This is a genomic window from Nocardioides caeni (genome assembly GCF_004912195.1).
Classification (GTDB): Bacteria; Actinomycetota; Actinomycetes; order Propionibacteriales; family Nocardioidaceae; genus Nocardioides; species Nocardioides caeni.
In genome coordinates this window covers 86,142-101,426 of record NZ_STGW01000011.1, presented here as the reverse complement: position 1 = coordinate 101,426, position 15,285 = coordinate 86,142, and the positions used below count along the sequence as shown (strand labels likewise).

Here is a 15,285-nt window from a genome sequence, read left to right as displayed (position 1 = left end):
GGGCCGGGTGAGCGCTAGTGGTCGGCGCCGGACGGAGCGGGTGGTCCGCGCGGCGCCAGTGGTCCGACGTGCGGGTCGGCCGCAGGGTTCCCGGCGGCGGCCGCTTCGGACGTGCTCTCCGTCTCCTCGGTGCGTACGACGCCCAGCAGGTCGTCGAGCAGGGGCGCGAGCCGTGCCCGGCCCCGGGAGCAGCGGCTCTTGACCGTCCCCTCGGCACAGTCGAGGATCCGCGCGACCTCCGCGACCGGGTAGCCCTCCATGTCGACCAGCACCACCGCCGCGCGCTGCTCGGGCGGCAGGGTCGCGAGCGCGGCGAGCACCCGGCTGCGCTGCTCGCCCCGCAGGGCCTGCTGCTCCGGGTCGGCCGAGGCACCGCCGCCGGCCACGACCCGGTCGTGGCCGGACGGGCCGGTCGATCCGAGGGCCCGGTCGATGTCGTCGGGCAGGGGCTCGGCCCGTCGTACCTTCGCGGCGCGGAGGCGGTCGAGGCAGGCGTTGACGACGATGCGGTGCAGCCAGGTCGTGACGGCCGACTCGGCGCGGAAGGAGTCGGCGCGGCGGAAGGCGGCGATCATCGCGTCCTGGAGACCGTCGGCAGCTGTCTCCGGGTCACCGCAGGTGCGCAGCGCGACGGCCCACAGCCGGTCGCGGTGCCGGGCGAAGAGGACGCCGAATGCCTCCGGGTCGCCGGCGACGTGTGCGGCGAGCAGGTCCGCATCGGCGGGCTCGGCTGGCTCGGCTGGCTCGGCTGGCTCGGCTGGGTGGGCCGGGTGGGCCGGGTCGGGAGCGGCGTCACTCGCCACGGACCACCACCTCGGAGACGTCTGCCCGGAACCCATCGTCGACGGTCGGCAGCACCGTCCACCACAGGACAAGGTAGCGAGCGCGGACGCCGGCGTCGCCGGACGGGGCCAGCCGCAGGTCGCCGCCGCCCGTCGCGGTGGCGAGCGGGTCGCCCGTGGGCGCGGCGGTGGGCTCCTCGGTGGAGGCGAAGAGCCCGACGGTGCTGGTGCCGTCGGCCGTCGCCACCTCGACGGAGGTGACGGTGCGGACCTCGCCCAGGTCGAGCACCAGCCCGACGGCGGGCTTCAGCGCCGGCGGCTCCGGACCCAGCTGGGCGGTGTAGGTCGAGGTCGACCAGGTCGTCTCCGGGTCGCCGTCGACGACGTTGGCCAGCGCGTCGTCGTTCTCCACACCGTCGTCGCTCAGCGGGTCGAACGCTCCCGGCGTGACGCCGGCCAGGACCCGCGGCTGGGCCACCGGTGTCGTCGAGGAGGTGGGATTCGCGTCGTCGCCGTCATGGTCGCTGCCGCCGAGCGGGTCGCGTCCGCGGCCGAGGTTGAAGGCGATCGCGACGGCGACGAGCAGGAGCAGGGCCACCCCGACCACCATGGCCAGCCGCAGCCAGCTGCGCCCGGGGACGGGCTCGGCCTCGTCGGGAGTCGGAGCGGTGTCGGACGGACCGTCGCCGGTCTCGGTGTCCCAGGGCCAGAAGCCGGTGCCCGACGCGCGGAGGTCGGGTGGCGGCAGCTCGGGCGGCGGGCGTCGGTGGCCCTCGGGGGCGAAGAGCGGGCGCTCCGGCAGGTCCTCGAACGGCGGTGGCGGGGGTGGCGGCGTGCTGCGGGGGCGCAGCCACTGCACGTCGTCGCCGCTCTCACCGACACCGAAGACCGGGATCCCCTCCTCCGTCGGCGGCGTGCTGCGGGGGGACACCGAGGACACCGAGGACACCGAGGACACCGTGGGGATGGGGGGATCGTCGGAGCCCGGCTCGTCCTCGACGGGCGCGGGCACGATCACGGGCTCGAGGAGCGGCGCGTCGACCATCGGGATGTCGTCGTGGGACGAGTCGTGGGGCAGCGGGTCGTTGAGGGCCGGCAGCCACACCGGCCGCAGCTCGTTGATCGGCGGGATCGCGGAGGCCAGCGACTCCTGCATCCCGGACGGGTCGCCCACGAACGCCAGCAGCTCGGCCGCGATCCGTCCCGCCGACGACACGTCGGGTCCCGCGCCGAGCCGCCGCCGATGGCCGCTGGCGGCCGGCCGGTCGAGCTCGCGCCAGAGCAGGTCCAGTGACTTCGGTACGCCGGCCCGCACCTGCCGCGGGCTGAGGAACGCGCCGTGCTCGCGCGGGGCCGCGGGCACGATGGACCCGGACGGACCCGGCCACACGCCGGTGAGCGCGCAGTAGAGCAGTCCGCCGAGGTCCTCGAGGTCGGCCTGCTCGCTGCCCGGCGGGAGTCCGTGGAGGGCCGCGTCGACGCAGAGGCCGATCACGCGCAGCGAGCCGTGCCGGTCGATGAGCACGTTCTCGGGGTTGAGCCGGCCGTGGCTCACACCGGCGTGGTGGGCCCGGGCGATCGCGCCCGCGACGTCGGCCACGAGCCACGCCGCCCGACGGGGGCTCAGCGGCCCCTGGTGGGTGACGAGGATGTCGAGGGAGATGCCGGTGCCCCACTCGTTGACCACGAAGCAGCGGCCGTCCTCCCGCTCGGCATCGAGGACCCGCAGGATCCGGGCGTCGAGCACGCCGGCCGACGTTCGCGCCGCCTCGACGAGCCCGGGGGCGCGGGGATCGTCCTCACCGATGACGTGGAGCGCGACGAAACGCTCGAGGACGTTGTCGTGGGCACGCCAGAATCGCCCGCCGCCGCTCTCGCTCAGCAGATCGATCAAGCGGTAACGGCCGGCGAGCACATCCCCCGACCGCGTCGACGTCCCCACCTACACCTCCCTGCCAGTGGTCATCCTAGTGGTGCGTCCGGGAAGTTGTGGAACGGTTGACGTGCTCAGGGTGCGTGCATCGCAAGGCGCCGGCGCGCAGCCATACCGGGTCGTCTCGCAAGCGTCGGCAACGCCGCGAGGTGCGTGCCGTGGGTGCGCGAAGCGCACCAGAACTTCCCGGACGCGCCACTAGTGCGCCACCAGATCGCGTGCGTCCGCCGTGGTCGGCAGCCGCGCGTCAGCTGGGCTCCATGCCGAAGACCACCCAGGCGCCCTCCACCTGGAGCAGGATCAGGTGCACGTCGCCCGGCCCGTCGGCGCTGCCGTCGGGGTCGGCGTCGGGGAGCACCAGCAGCGCCACGTCATCGGCCTTCGCCTGGTCGAGGTACTCGGGCGGGATCCCGATCTCCTCCGCCCCGACCTGCACCTCACTCGGCTCCTCCGGCAGCACCAGGCTGCCCTCGGCGACCTGCGCACTGGTGACGGCGAGTCGCTCGTCGAGCGTGTCGCCGTCGTTCTGGAGATCGCTCCAGTAGTCCTCGCGGACAAGTCCGCGGAGTGCGTCGACGTCGCCGTCCTCGAGGGCCGCGCGGAAGGCCGTGTAGACCTCCTCCGGCGAGGTCGCCGCCGGAGCCGGCGCGGAGCCGCTGTCGTCGCCGCTCTCGCTCGCCTCGTCGCTGGCCTCGTCCCTCGCCTCACTGCCGGTGTCGCTGCTCGTGTCGCTGCGGTCCGGGGCCTCCGAGGAGTCGGACGCCTCGGGGGAGTCATCACCGCAACCGGTGAGGACGAGAGCGAGCGTGAACGCCGCCAGGGCGGGCCTGAGATTCATGCCTCCGACCCTAGTGTCGGACAGGACACCAGCCGGTGTTCACCTGCCCAGTCGCCTGGTGACGGTGTCGACGACGGAGGTGACCTCGCTCAGGCGCAGCAGGCCGGCGACGCCGAGGAGGGTGGCGGCGCCCGCGCCACCGACGATCGCGACCTCGAGGAGGGCGGTCACCAGCCCGTCGCCGACGCCCAGCTCGGCGAGGGTGTCGCCGACGATGAGACGGATGCCGGTGGCGACCACGAAGACCGCGGCAGCTGCGAGCAGCAGGCGCGTCAGCCAGGCCAGCCAGCGACCCGGGCGGGCGGCGCCGGCGGCCCCTCCTCGTCGTACGAGCCTGATGAGCAGGGTGCCGGACAGCACCGCGCCCACGGCATAGGCGCAGCCGTAGGCGAGGACCAGGACGGGAGCCGTGTCCCACGGGTCGACCCGCCGGACGAAGGTGATCGCGAGGGTGATGTTGGTGGCGGCGATCGCGCACTGCACGAAGAACACGAGCCGGTTGCGCTCGAGGGCATAGAAGCCGCGCAGCACCAGGTAGTGCACCGTGAACGCGATCACCGCGAAGCCGAAGAGCACCATCGGCGCCTCGAACCGGTAGGCCTTGCCGGCGCTCGCGCCGTGCGCCCACAGGACCTGCGCCAGCGGATGGGCGACGGCGGGCAGCACCGCTGCGATCGGTACGACGACCACCAGCGCCGTGCGCAGCGTGCTGCCGAGGGTGCGGGCCAGGCCGGCCAGGTCGTCGCCGGCGGCCGCGGCGGAGAGCCGCGGCAGGATCGCGGTCGCCAACGACACCGTGATGATCGAGTGGGGGACCATCACGAGCAGCATCACGTTGGAGTAGATCGTGATGCCGGTGCCGTCGTCGGCGCCGGCCGTGCCGGACGACGCCAGCCGCACGACGACGACGTAGGCGATCTGGTTGACGATGACGAACAGCACCGTCCAGATCGCGAGGTGCAGGGTGTGGCCCAGGCCGACCCCGCGGACGTCGAAGCGTGGGCGGTAGCGGATGCCGGCCGCGCGCAGGTAGGGCACGAGGATCAGCAGCTGGGCGACGATCCCGAGCGTGGACCCGATGCCGAGGAGCGCCTCCTGGCCGGACGTGAACGGGCCCTGCTGCTCGGCCTCGCTCGCCGGTCCGTAGGCGACCAGGTAGGCGACCAGCACCGCCACCGAGATGACGTTGTTGGCGATCGGGGCCCACATCATCGGGCCGAACCGGCCACGGGCGTTGAGCACCTGGCCGACCAGGACGAACATCCCGTAGAAGAACACCTGCGGCAGGCAGAAGCGGGCGAAGTCGATCGCGGACTGCCGCTGCTCGGCCAGCTCGGGAGCGTTGAACTTCTCGCTCAGCATCAGCTGCATCACCCAGGGAGCGGCGACCACCAGCGCCACCGTCACCAGGGCGAGGAAGCAGATGGCGAGGGTCATCACCCGGTCGACGTAGGCCGCGCCACCGTCGTCGTCGTTCTTCATCGCCCGCACCAGCTGCGGCACCAGGACGGCGTTGAAGACCCCGCCCGCCAGCAGGATGTAGAACATGTTGGGCACGGTGTTGGCGATGGTGAAGATGTCGCCGTGCAGCCCGACGCCGAGCGCCGCCGCCAGCAGCGTGAGCCGCACGAAGCCGCTGAGCCGCGACACCAGCGTCCCGGCCGCCATCACCGCGGTGTTGGCGAGGATCCGCCGCTGCTCCGTCGATGGCAGGGCGGTCTCAGCGGACGAGGCCTCGCCGCCGTCGACGGACCGGGCCGGGTCGGGGCCGGTGGTCACGCGGCCGCCCCGGCGCCGGCACGGGCCCGCCGGACACGTCGGAAGAGACGGATGCCGATCGCGACGAGCAGGATCGCGACCCCGCTGCCCATGATCGCCCAGATCACGATGCTCACCTGACCGGTGCGCAACGGCAGCGTGTCCGTGCCACCGAGGGAATTGCCGGCGCTGTCGGTCAGCTGGAGGGTGACGTTGTGGACCCCCGGTCGGGAGGTGTCGGCCTGCACCGGCACCGAGCTGCGGCTGTGTGGCGCGAGGGTGACCGAGTCGGCGACCTCGACGGCGGCGCCGCTGTCGTCGGTCGAGGCCACGATCCGGACGGTCACGGCGTGGTCGAGGCTGTTGCTGACGGCGACGTTGAAGCTGCCGGACTCGCCCGACAGGGTGACCCCGGCGGGCGCGTCGATGGTGATGCCGGCCAGCTGGTCCTGCACCCACTGGCGAGCGGCGGTGAGACGGTCCTCGGCGCCGCTGTCGCCGCGCACGGCGTACGACGTCCCGGTCAGCGCCTCGCCGACCAGCTGGTCGCGGACCAGGAAGCCCTCGCCGAGCACGTCCTGCAGCGTGCCCGCCGCCCGGATCAACCGGGAGGCCTCCGCCACGACGCTGCCGGACAGCTCCTCGTCGTCCTCGGACACCGGGTAGGTCAGCTCCGCCGGGTCGATCTGGCGCCCCGAGTCGGGGACGGCGGGGTCGCTGCTCGGGGTGGCGAGGTCGCTGAGCTCGACCAGCTGGATCCCGTCGACGTCGAGCCCGCTCCAGAACTTCGCGGCGCCGGTCGTCACCAGGCCGGGCGGCAGCACGACCACGAGCGGTCGGGCGTCGCCGTCGCGGGCCCGGATCGCGCGCACCGTCGCCTCGCTGAGGATCCGCTGGCGCAGGGCGGTCGACGACAGCCGGGGCTCGGGGCCGGGGCCACCGGAAGCGGTCTCGGTGGACGTCACGACCACCGGTCGTTGGTCGACGAGACCATCGCTGGGCGGCTCCGCGGAGAAGGTCTCCGTCGGGAACATCCGGTCGCCGAGCAGCAGCGTCGCGTCGTCGTCGACGGCGAGGATGCCCGAGACGTCGAGGTAGCCGTCGGACGAGCCGACGACGGGGAGGCCCTCGACCTCCCAGTCGGTGAGGACGTCGGCGACATGCTCACGGGCGGTGGGATAGAGGCTCGGCATCGCCTCGCCGAGGGCGGCGAGGTCCGGGTCGCCGTAGGGCAGCAGCGCGACGTCGTCGCCGGTGAGCTCCGGCTCGAGGAGCTCCAGCCACGAGCGGGCGGCCGCCACGATCGGGTCGTCCGGGTCGGGCTCGCCCCCCTCGTCGGAGCCGTCGTCGCCGCCGTCCTCGCCGTCCTCGCCGTCCTCGCCCTCGCCGTCGCCGGACGGGTCGGCGGTGGGGGACTCGCCGGGGGCCGGGCCGGCCGGCACGATGGCGCGCGGGGGGTTGCCCTGGGCGAGGGCCCGGACGGCGTCCGGGACGGCTGGGTCGACCAGCCAGGTGAGCGGGGTCGGCCCGGCGGCCGCGCCGAACGCCAACGGTCCGCCGAGGTCGCCCTCCTGGCCGACGGCGGTCGCCCACTCCTCGGTGTCGGCGACGGAGCCGTCGGCGTCGTAGGCGATGCGGTGACGCAGCGGCAGCACGATCGCGGTGGGTACGACCCGGTCGGGGTCCTGGGCGATCCGGTCGGGAAGGTAGGGCAGGAAGGTGCGGGCCCGGCCGTCGGACAGGAGGTCGCGGGGGCTGCTGTCGCTCTCGCCGAGCGCCTGCACACCGAACCAGTAGACGCCGGCGGCCGGCGTGCCGAAGAGCTCCCTCAGCACGGCCTGCGGGATCCGGATGGAGAACGTCGCGGACCCACCCGGCTCCAGCGAGGCGATGCTCGCGCGCACCGCCTCGTCCTCGGCGTAGCGGTCCCCCACGGGCGCCTCGGGATCGGTGTCGGCGGCCAGCTCGAGCTGGGCGGAGGTCGTCATCACCTCACCGCAGAAGTCGCAGTCGGGACCGGCGCCGAAGAGCGGATAGATCCGCACGTCCTGCCAGGTCTCGAGGTCGACGTTGGTGACGGTGCCCTCCACGACCAGGGGTCCGGTGCGCGGCAGCACCCCGGGTGTGAGCCCGTCGATGGTCACCTCGAGCGGCGCGTCGTAGTCGTCGGCCGCGTCCTGGTCGTCGGGGTCCTCGCTGGCGTCGCCAGTGTCGCTGGTGTCGTCGTCGGTCGGCTCGGCGACCGCGCCGCTGGTGGCGGGCACCGCCGGCTCGGGCTCCGCGCGCGCCGTGGGCGCGGCCGGTACCACGCCGCCGGTGAGGGCCGCCGCCATCGCCACCGCTGCGAGCACGCGCAGCAGGGCAGGGGGGACGGACACCCTCACGAGGGTAGTGGGGTCTGCTCGGCCTCCGGCATCGCCACGGCGACACGCGATGAGGGCGAGGCCGTCGAGGCTCCTACACTTGTCGCCCGTGACGCCCGCCCCTGACGCCGCCCCGCTGCGGCTCGTCGACGTCCAGGCCGCCGTCTCGGCGGAGCTGGACCGGATCGCTCCGGTCATCGACGAGCTCGGCGAGCGCTTCGCCGCCGCCGGGCACGAGCTGGCGCTGGTCGGCGGGCCTGTGCGGGACGCCATGCTGGGCCGCCGCTCCAACGACCTCGACTTCACCACCTCCGCCCGACCCGACGAGACCGACCGGATCCTCCGCGCCTGGGGCGACGCCTGGTGGGACATGGGCCGCGACTTCGGCACCATCGGCTGCCGCAAGGGTGACTGGGTCGTCGAGGTCACGACCTATCGCTCCGAGGCCTACGACCGCGACTCCCGCAAGCCCGAGGTGCAGTACGGCGACCACCTCGCCGGCGACCTCGGTCGCCGCGACTTCACCGTCAACGCCATGGCGGTGCGGCTGCCGGGTCGGGAGATCGAGGACCCGTTCGGCGGCGTCATGGACCTCGCCCACCGGGTGCTGCGCACGCCCGGCACCCCGGAGCAGTCCTTCTCCGACGACCCGCTGCGGATGATGCGCGCGGCCCGCTTCGCCGCGCAGCTGGGCTTTGCCGTCGACCCCGAGGTCGTGCGGGCGATGACGGAGATGGCCGACCGCATCGAGATCATCTCCGCCGAGCGGGTGCGCGACGAGCTGGTGAAGCTGATCTGTGCCCCGCACCCGCGGCTGGGCCTGGAGCTGCTCGTCGAGACCGGCCTGGCCGAGCGGGTGCTGCCCGAGCTGCCGGCGCTCAAGCTGGAGCGCGACGAGCACCACCGCCACAAGGACGTCTATGAGCACACGCTGACGGTGCTCGAGCAGGCGATCGACCTCGAGCCGCGGCTCGCCGAGCGCGGCGACATCGCGCCCGGCCCGGACTTCGTGTCCCGCTTCGCCGCCCTCATGCACGACGTCGGCAAGCCGAGGACCCGACGCTTCGTCGACGACGGCACGGTCACCTTCCACCACCACGACGTGGTCGGCGCCAAGATCACCCGCAAGCGGATGAAGGCGTTGCGCTTCTCCAACGAGCAGATCGAGGACGTCGGCCTGCTCGTCGAGCTGCACCTGCGCTTCCACGGCTACGGCACCGGTGAGTGGACCGACTCCGCCGTGCGCCGCTACGTCCGCGACGCCGGCGACCAGCTCGAGCGGCTGCACGTGCTCACCCGCGCCGACTGCACGACCCGCAACCAGCGCAAGGCCGACCGGCTGCGCCGTACCTATGACGACCTCGAGGCCCGCATCGACCGGCTCGCGGCTGCCGAGGAGCTGGCGTCGATCCGTCCCGACCTCGACGGCACCCAGATCATGGAGATCCTGGGGATCGGGCCGGGCCGCGAGGTCGGCGAGGCCTACCGGTTCCTCCTCGAGCTGCGGCTCGACAACGGCCCGATGGAGACCGACGACGCCACCGCGGCGCTGAAGGAGTGGTGGGCGGCCCGGTCCTGACCGGCGCACACCGAGGCGTCCGGTGGCTGAGCGGGCATACCGTCGCCTCTGCTACCTGTCGGTAGCCTGCGAACGACATCGTCGTCGCGAAAGGACGCTCCCACCATGGCCGACACCTACGAGAAGCTCATCGAGGACTCGATCGAGATCGCCGCGCCCACCGACAAGGTCTGGGCGCTGGTCAGCGACGTCCCGCGGATGGCGAAGTGGAGCCCGCAGGTCGTGAAGTCGACCGTCAAGGGCGGCGAGGTCAAGCTCGGCGCCAAGTTCTCCAACCTCAACAAGCAGGGCTTCAAGCGCTGGCCGACCAACGGCAAGGTCGTGCGCTTCACGCCGCCCGCTGACGGGGCCGGCGAGTTCGCCTTCCGCATCGCCGAGAACCGCACCGTGTGGTCCTTCCAGCTCGAGCCGACCGCCACCGGCACCCGCCTCACCGAGCGGCGCGAGACCCCCGACGGTGTCTCCAAGCTGTCCAGCGTGCTGACCAAGGTCGCGCTCGGCGGGCAGACGAAGTTCACCGAGGAGCTGCGCGCCGGCATCCGGCAGACCCTCGAGCGGATCAAGGCCGAAGCCGAGGCCTGAGGCCCGTCAAGGGCTTCGCTTCCGATCGGCCGTGCCGATCAACCGTGCGTGACGACGCGCCGGACCCGACCCGGGTCCGGCGCGTCGGCGTTGGAGGTCAGGGTTGAATGGTGGCGGGGTGAGGGTGGCCGAGGGTGAGTGAGGACCGTCCGGGGGAGCCGGACGACCAGGACGAGTCCGCGGACGACCGGCCGGACGAGTCCGCCGAGGAGTCCGCCGAGGAGGAGTCCGAGGAGTCCGACGAGTCCGTCGACGACGCGCCGGAGGGCTCGGGCCGTCTCGACCTGCCCCGGGCCGTCGCCCCCGGAGGGCCGGGCGCGCAGGTCGCGACGATCGCCGCGGCCGTGATCGTGCTGGTCGTCGTCGCCCTCGTCTTCGTGTTCAACGACGCCCGCAGCCCGGACGCACCCGAGGGCCGGCCATCGCCGACCGTGACCACCGGGCCCCAGCAGAGCGGCGGCCCCGAGCCCACGGTCTATGACACCGCGGTCCCCGGGCTCGACGACATCCCGACCCTGCTCTGCCCGACCGCGACGCTCAAGCACGCCATCACCGTCCTGGCCTTCAACATCCACTACGCCACCGTCCCCGGCGGGTCCGTGCAGCTGGCCGCCATCGGCCGGGAGATCAAGACCTGGGACCCCGACGTGGTGCTGCTGCAGGAGGTCGACGACGGGCGCCCCCGCACGGGCGGGGTCGGTCAGGCGAAGGCGTTGGCCGACGCGACCGGCATGGCGTGGGTCTATGGCGGCAACGCCCGGGGCCGCGGCGGGTCGACGCTCGGCAACGCGATCCTCAGCAAGTTCCCGATCGAGGAGTCGACCAACTCGTTCCTGCCCGTGGCGGGCGGCCGCGAGCAGCGCGGGCTGCTGCACGCCGTCCTCGACGTCAACGGCAAGGACCTGAGCTTCTACTCGCTCCACCTCGACCACAGTCGCGGCGGCGCACGGACCGTCCAGGCCCGGGCGGTCGCCGAGATCCTCGGCGAGGACCCGCGACCGAAGGTCCTGGGCGGCGACTTCAACGCCGGCCCCGGCACCGTGCCCGTCGGCATCCTGCGCGCCGCCGGGCTCGGCGACGCCTGGTCGGCCGGCAGCGGCTCCGGCGCCACGGTCCCCGCCCGCGCCCCCCGCGCCCGCATCGACTACGTGCTCCACGACGGGTCCTTCACCGCGCTGCAGGCGGTCGTCCTGCGCTCCGGTGTCTCCGACCACCGAGCCGTGTGGTCACGGCTGGTCCTCAGCGAGAAGCTGGAGTGCATCCAGGTCGGCGAGCGCTGAGCCAGCGGGGGCGGCGAACGACGAAGCGCCCGCCCCTGACGGGACGGGCGCTTCGAGGTGGTGCTGGGGAGATCAGAGAATCTGCTGCGTTCGGGACCGGATCTCGATGCGGCCGTCGCGGCTTCGTTCCTCAGCCGCGGGCCTTACTCGATCTGCGGGCGTTCGCTGATCAGACCTCGTTCCTCGGTCTGCTCAGACGCCCTTAATGAACGCCTCGAGCTGGAGGCGACCCTCGGTGTCCTCGATCTGCACCGGCGGGCTCTTCATGAGGTACGCCGAGGCGGGGATGATCGGGCCACCGACGCCGCGGTCCTTGGCGATCTTGGCGGCGCGGACGGCGTCGATGATGATGCCGGCCGAGTTCGGGGAGTCCCAGACCTCGAGCTTGTACTCGAGGTTGAGCGGGACGTCACCGAAGGCGCGACCCTCGAGGCGGACGTAGGCCCACTTGCGGTCGTCGAGCCACGCGACGTAGTCGGACGGGCCGATGTGGACGTTCTTGTCGTCGATCTTGCCGGCCAGCGGACCGTTGAGGTTCGAGGTGACGGCCTGGGTCTTGGAGACCTTCTTGGACTCCAGGCGCTCGCGCTCGAGCATGTTCTTGAAGTCCATGTTGCCGCCGACGTTGAGCTGGTAGGTGCGGTCCAGCGTCACGCCGCGGTCCTCGAACAGCTTCGCCATCACGCGGTGGGTGATGGTGGCGCCGACCTGCGACTTGATGTCGTCACCGACGATCGGGACGCCGGCGTCCTCGAACTTCTTGGCCCACTCGGGGTCGGAGGCGATGAAGACGGGGAGGGCGTTGACGAAGGCCACGCCTGCGTCGATCGCGCACTGGGCGTAGAACTTGTCGGCCTCCTCGGAGCCCACCGGGAGGTAGGACACGAGGACGTCGACCTCGGCGTCCTTGAGGGCCTGGACGACGTCGACGGCCTCGGCGGCCGACTCCTCGATCGTCATCCGGTAGTACTTGCCCAGACCGTCGAGGGTCGGGCCGCGCTGGACCTCGACACCCAGGGTCGGGACGTCGCAGATCTGGATCGTGTTGTTCTCGGAGGCGTTGATGGCCTCGGAGAGGTCCTTGCCGACCTTCTTGTCGTCGACGTCGAACGCGGCGACGAACTGGACGTCCTTGACGTGGTAGTCGCCGAACTGGACGTGCATGAGACCCGGGACCGTGCTCGAGGCATCGGCGTCCCGGTAGTACTGCACGCCCTGGATGAGGGACGTGGCGCAGTTGCCCACGCCGGCGATCGCTACTCGAACCGAACCCATGGGGTTTCCTTCCTTGATTTTCTCTTGCTCAGGAGGTCGCCGAGGTCGTCGGCGCCTCCGGCAACTTCTCGCTGGGCTTGCTGGACTGGCTGGTCTCGGGGCGTCCGTCCTGGAGGGGGACGCCTCGCTCCGCGTTGATGAGGTCCGAGAGCCACCGGACCTCTCGTTCGACCGATTCGACGCCGTGCCGTTGCAGCTCGGCGGCGTAGCGGTCGGCTTCCTTCTGGGTCATCGAGAGCTCGCGCTGGACCCGGTCCAGACGCTCCTGGAGACGCGACCGGCGACCTTCGAGGACGCGCAGCCGGATCTCCATGTCGGTGGAGGAGAAGAACCGGAACCGGATGTCGAAATTGTCGTCCTCCCACGCGGCAGGACCCACCTCCGACATCAGGCGCTCGAACTCGTTCGTCCCCGCCTCGGTGACCTTGTAGACGATCCGCTGACGCCGGGTCTGGGGACCCGACGGGACGGTCTCCTCGATGAGGCCGTTGCGGAGCATCTTCTTCAACGCCGGGTAGAGGGAGCCGTAGGAGAGCAACCGGCCCCAGCCCAGCATGAGGTTGAGCCGCTTGCGCAGCTCGTAGCCGTGCATGGGTCCCTCGTGCAGCAGTCCGAGGACTGCCAGCTCGATGGTGTCGCCACGCCGTGCCATACGACCTATCGTATCGATATATCCGCCGAACGTGAACTTTCGATGGATCGCGGGTGTCGTCGCGGGACTGCGACAAGGGCAGAGGCAACCGATCGGGGTCCGGTCACGTAGGAGAGTCATGAGCACGCGATCCGAGGGACCCGACGCCGATCTGTCCGCGGCCATCGAGGCCGGCTTCGCCGGTCACGGTGAGCCGCCGGCCCCGCTGCCCGGGGCGTACGTCGCCGCGGGCCGCCGTCACCTGCGCCGGCGTCGCCTCGCCACCGGTGGCGGAGCCCTCGGGGTCGCGGCGGTCATCGCCACGATCGCCCTGCTCGGCAGTGGAGGGACGCCGCAGGGCGCGCCGGACCGGACCCCCGTCGTGGACTCCCCGAGCGCGGAGGAGGACAGCACGGCCGCCGCGAAGCCGGTGGACGACCCGGCGACAAGGGTGCGGGAGTGGCTCAGCCCCGGCCAGGTGCTCGGCTACGACGGCGAGGGCCGGCTCGTCGTACGCCCGGGCTGGGAGGTCGTCCGGCGGGTCGACAACCCGTTGGAGCGCACGGCACCGGCCGGCTCACTGGGCGCGGTCGTCACCAACGGGGAGAAGACCTTCTGGTACCTCCTCGACTTCGACGCCGACTCCAACGGCGCGTCGTGGGACCCGGTCGGCAAGGCCTACGCCCGCCTCGAGGACTGGCTCACCAGCCAGGTCGACCTCGCCCGGAGCAGCGAGTCGGAGCAGGGTGACGACGACAGCCAGGAGGGCCAGGCGGTGTGGGTCGAGTTCGAGCCCGGCACCGACCGGCTGATCGGCGTCAACGGCGCCCGGATCGTCGACCAGCGGCTCGACCCGGCCATCCCCGGCTTCGCGGAGCCGGGGGAGCGCACCGCGGCCGCCGAGGTGGTGCGCGACGGACGGACCTGGTTCGTGCTGGTCCGCCCGGGCCCGGTCTTCTCCGACAACGTCCTGGTCGACCCCGCCGTCCTCGCCGAGCCCACGATGGCCGCACTCCTCGACCACGCCCGCCGGCAGTACGCGTCAGGAGAGGGGTTGCGATGAGCCGAGCGTCCCGGGATGCGGAGTTCACCGAGTTCGTGGTCGCGCACCAGGCTCGCCTGCGTCGGGTCGCGTACGCGGTGTGCGGCGACTGGCACCGCGCGGACGACGTGCTGCAGACCGCCCTGGCCAAGCTCTACGTCGCCTGGCCACGGATGCGGCGCTCGGGTCGGGAGCTGGCCTACGTCCGCCGGATCATCGTCAACGCCGACCTCGACGACCGGCGGCGTCCGTGGCGCCGGGAGCAGGCCGTCCTCGACGGCCACGACCCGGCCGCCCGGTCCGGGCTCGACCCGGGTGAGCGCACGGATCTGCTCGCCGCCGTGCAGCAGCTGCCGCCGATGCAGCGCCGGGTCGTCGTGCTGCGGCACTGGCTGGGGCTGCCGGTCGCGGAGACGGCGGTCGAGCTGGGGATCTCCGAGGGCACGGTCAAGAGCTACTCGTCCCGCGCGCTCGCCACCCTCAGGGGCGACCTGGCGGTGGCCGGCGAGGCGCCCGCGGGCCGAGCCGGAAATCGGGAGGACTGACCGGCGCGCCGTACTCTTGCGTCCGTGTCTGAGGGAAAACGCAAGGCAGCCGCGACGTCGACGCGCAGCAGCGGACGGTCGGGAGGACTGTTCGGCAGGGGCGCGAAGGGCCGGTCGAAGGGCGGTCCCAAGGCGCCGCGCACGTGGCAGCAGCGGGTCAAGCGCGTCGCGCTGTGGAGCCTGGTCACCTGCGTGACCCTCGGTCTGGTCGGCATCCTCGCCCTCTACATCGTCTATCGCTCGATCGACATCCCCGACCCCAACGACGAGTTCCTGACCGAGACCACGTCGGTCCTCTATGCCGACGGCAAGAGCGAGCTCGGCGAGTTCGCGATCCAGAAGCGGGACTCGATCGACTACGACGAGATGCCGCAGTACGTGAAGGACGGCGTCGTCGCCGCGGAGAACCAGACCTTCTGGACCGACCGCGGCATCGACCCCAAGGGCATCCTGCGCGCCGCCTTCAGCAACGCCCAGGGCAACTCGACGCAGGGCGCGTCGACGATCACCCAGCAGTACGTCAAGATCCTCTACCTCACCCAGGAGCGGAGCTGGCAGCGGAAGGCCAAGGAGGCCATCCTGTCGCTCAAGATCCGCAACCAGCTGAGCAAGCAGGAGATCCTCGAGGGCTACCTCAACACGATCTACTTCGGCCGCGGTGCCTACGGCATCCAGGC

13 protein-coding genes are annotated in these 15,285 nt (G+C 72.2%); 6 read left to right on the top strand and 7 right to left on the bottom strand.

Annotation, left to right across the window (positions count from 1 at the left end; all coding sequences use genetic code 11):
* Positions 1–14: 14 nt before the first annotated feature.
* The 5 genes from sigM to E9934_RS15010 form a co-directional block, all read right to left on the bottom strand.
* Positions 15–803, bottom strand: coding sequence for an RNA polymerase sigma factor SigM (sigM, locus tag E9934_RS15030; RefSeq protein WP_238694982.1), 789 nt, complete (start codon positions 801–803; stop codon positions 15–17).
* Positions 793–2,724, bottom strand: coding sequence for a protein kinase family protein (locus E9934_RS15025; protein WP_136563712.1), 1,932 nt, complete (start codon positions 2,722–2,724; stop codon positions 793–795). The genes sigM and E9934_RS15025 overlap by 11 nt, the downstream gene beginning before the upstream one ends.
* A 238-nt stretch (positions 2,725–2,962) precedes the next feature.
* On the bottom strand, positions 2,963–3,553 hold the full coding sequence (locus tag E9934_RS19675) for a hypothetical protein (RefSeq protein ID WP_158295017.1): 591 nt from the start codon (positions 3,551–3,553) through the stop codon (positions 2,963–2,965).
* A 39-nt stretch (positions 3,554–3,592) separates the two neighbouring features.
* On the bottom strand, positions 3,593–5,332 hold the full coding sequence (gene murJ / locus E9934_RS15015) for a murein biosynthesis integral membrane protein MurJ (RefSeq protein ID WP_238694981.1): 1,740 nt from the start codon (positions 5,330–5,332) through the stop codon (positions 3,593–3,595).
* Positions 5,329–7,689, bottom strand: a complete 2,361-nt coding sequence (locus E9934_RS15010; protein WP_136563711.1) for a DUF6049 family protein — start codon at positions 7,687–7,689, stop codon at positions 5,329–5,331. The genes murJ and E9934_RS15010 overlap by 4 nt, the downstream gene beginning before the upstream one ends.
* 55 nt (positions 7,690–7,744) lie before the next feature.
* Between E9934_RS15010 and E9934_RS15005 the strand changes: the two genes are divergently transcribed.
* The 3 genes from E9934_RS15005 to E9934_RS14995 all read left to right on the top strand — a co-directional run bounded on the left by E9934_RS15005 (position 7,745) and on the right by E9934_RS14995 (position 11,115).
* Positions 7,745–9,253, top strand: a complete 1,509-nt coding sequence (locus E9934_RS15005; RefSeq protein ID WP_136563710.1) for a CCA tRNA nucleotidyltransferase — start codon at positions 7,745–7,747, stop codon at positions 9,251–9,253.
* A gap of 105 nt (positions 9,254–9,358) precedes the next feature.
* Positions 9,359–9,835: an SRPBCC family protein gene (locus tag E9934_RS15000; protein ID WP_136563709.1), complete on the top strand. Its 477-nt coding sequence runs from the start codon at positions 9,359–9,361 to the stop codon at positions 9,833–9,835.
* A 134-nt stretch (positions 9,836–9,969) separates the two neighbouring features.
* Positions 9,970–11,115, top strand: a complete 1,146-nt coding sequence (locus E9934_RS14995; RefSeq protein WP_136563708.1) for an endonuclease/exonuclease/phosphatase family protein — start codon at positions 9,970–9,972, stop codon at positions 11,113–11,115.
* 192 nt (positions 11,116–11,307) lie between these two features.
* Here E9934_RS14995 and E9934_RS14990 read toward each other — a convergent pair whose 3' ends face one another.
* Positions 11,308–12,390 carry an inositol-3-phosphate synthase gene (locus E9934_RS14990; RefSeq protein ID WP_136563707.1) on the bottom strand — a complete coding sequence of 361 codons (1,083 nt, stop codon included), beginning with the start codon at positions 12,388–12,390 and terminating at the stop codon, positions 11,308–11,310.
* Positions 12,391–12,418: 28 nt separating this feature from the next.
* Positions 12,419–13,042: a PadR family transcriptional regulator gene (locus E9934_RS14985; RefSeq protein ID WP_136563706.1), complete on the bottom strand. Its 624-nt coding sequence runs from the start codon at positions 13,040–13,042 to the stop codon at positions 12,419–12,421.
* 118 nt (positions 13,043–13,160) lie between these two features.
* Between E9934_RS14985 and E9934_RS14980 the strand changes: the two genes are divergently transcribed.
* From E9934_RS14980 to E9934_RS14970, 3 genes are all read left to right on the top strand, one after another.
* The gene (locus tag E9934_RS14980) at positions 13,161–14,084 is read left to right on the top strand and encodes a hypothetical protein (RefSeq protein ID WP_136563705.1); all 924 of its coding nucleotides are present in this window, start codon (positions 13,161–13,163) and stop codon (positions 14,082–14,084) included.
* On the top strand, positions 14,081–14,608 hold the full coding sequence (locus E9934_RS14975; RefSeq protein WP_136563704.1) for a SigE family RNA polymerase sigma factor: 528 nt from the start codon (positions 14,081–14,083) through the stop codon (positions 14,606–14,608). Before E9934_RS14980 ends, E9934_RS14975 begins: the two co-directional genes overlap by 4 nt.
* A gap of 24 nt (positions 14,609–14,632) precedes the next feature.
* Positions 14,633–15,285, top strand: a 653-nt coding sequence (locus tag E9934_RS14970) for a biosynthetic peptidoglycan transglycosylase (protein ID WP_238694980.1), incomplete at its 3' end; no start/stop codon positions are given.

What these genes read in the sequence shown, in the direction of transcription:
- E9934_RS14980 (WP_136563705.1), top strand. Translation starts at nt 13,161, where the DNA reads ATGAGCACGCGATCCGAGGGACCCGACGCCGATCTGTCCGCGGCCATC.
- E9934_RS19675 (WP_158295017.1), bottom strand. Translation starts at nt 3,553, where the DNA reads ATGAATCTCAGGCCCGCCCTGGCGGCGTTCACGCTCGCTCTCGTCCTC.
- E9934_RS14975 (WP_136563704.1), top strand. Translation starts at nt 14,081, where the DNA reads ATGAGCCGAGCGTCCCGGGATGCGGAGTTCACCGAGTTCGTGGTCGCG.
- E9934_RS15000 (WP_136563709.1), top strand. Translation starts at nt 9,359, where the DNA reads ATGGCCGACACCTACGAGAAGCTCATCGAGGACTCGATCGAGATCGCC.
- E9934_RS15005 (WP_136563710.1), top strand. Translation starts at nt 7,745, where the DNA reads ATGAGGGCGAGGCCGTCGAGGCTCCTACACTTGTCGCCCGTGACGCCC.
- E9934_RS14985 (WP_136563706.1), bottom strand. Translation starts at nt 13,042, where the DNA reads ATGGCACGGCGTGGCGACACCATCGAGCTGGCAGTCCTCGGACTGCTG.
- E9934_RS14990 (WP_136563707.1), bottom strand. Translation starts at nt 12,390, where the DNA reads ATGGGTTCGGTTCGAGTAGCGATCGCCGGCGTGGGCAACTGCGCCACG.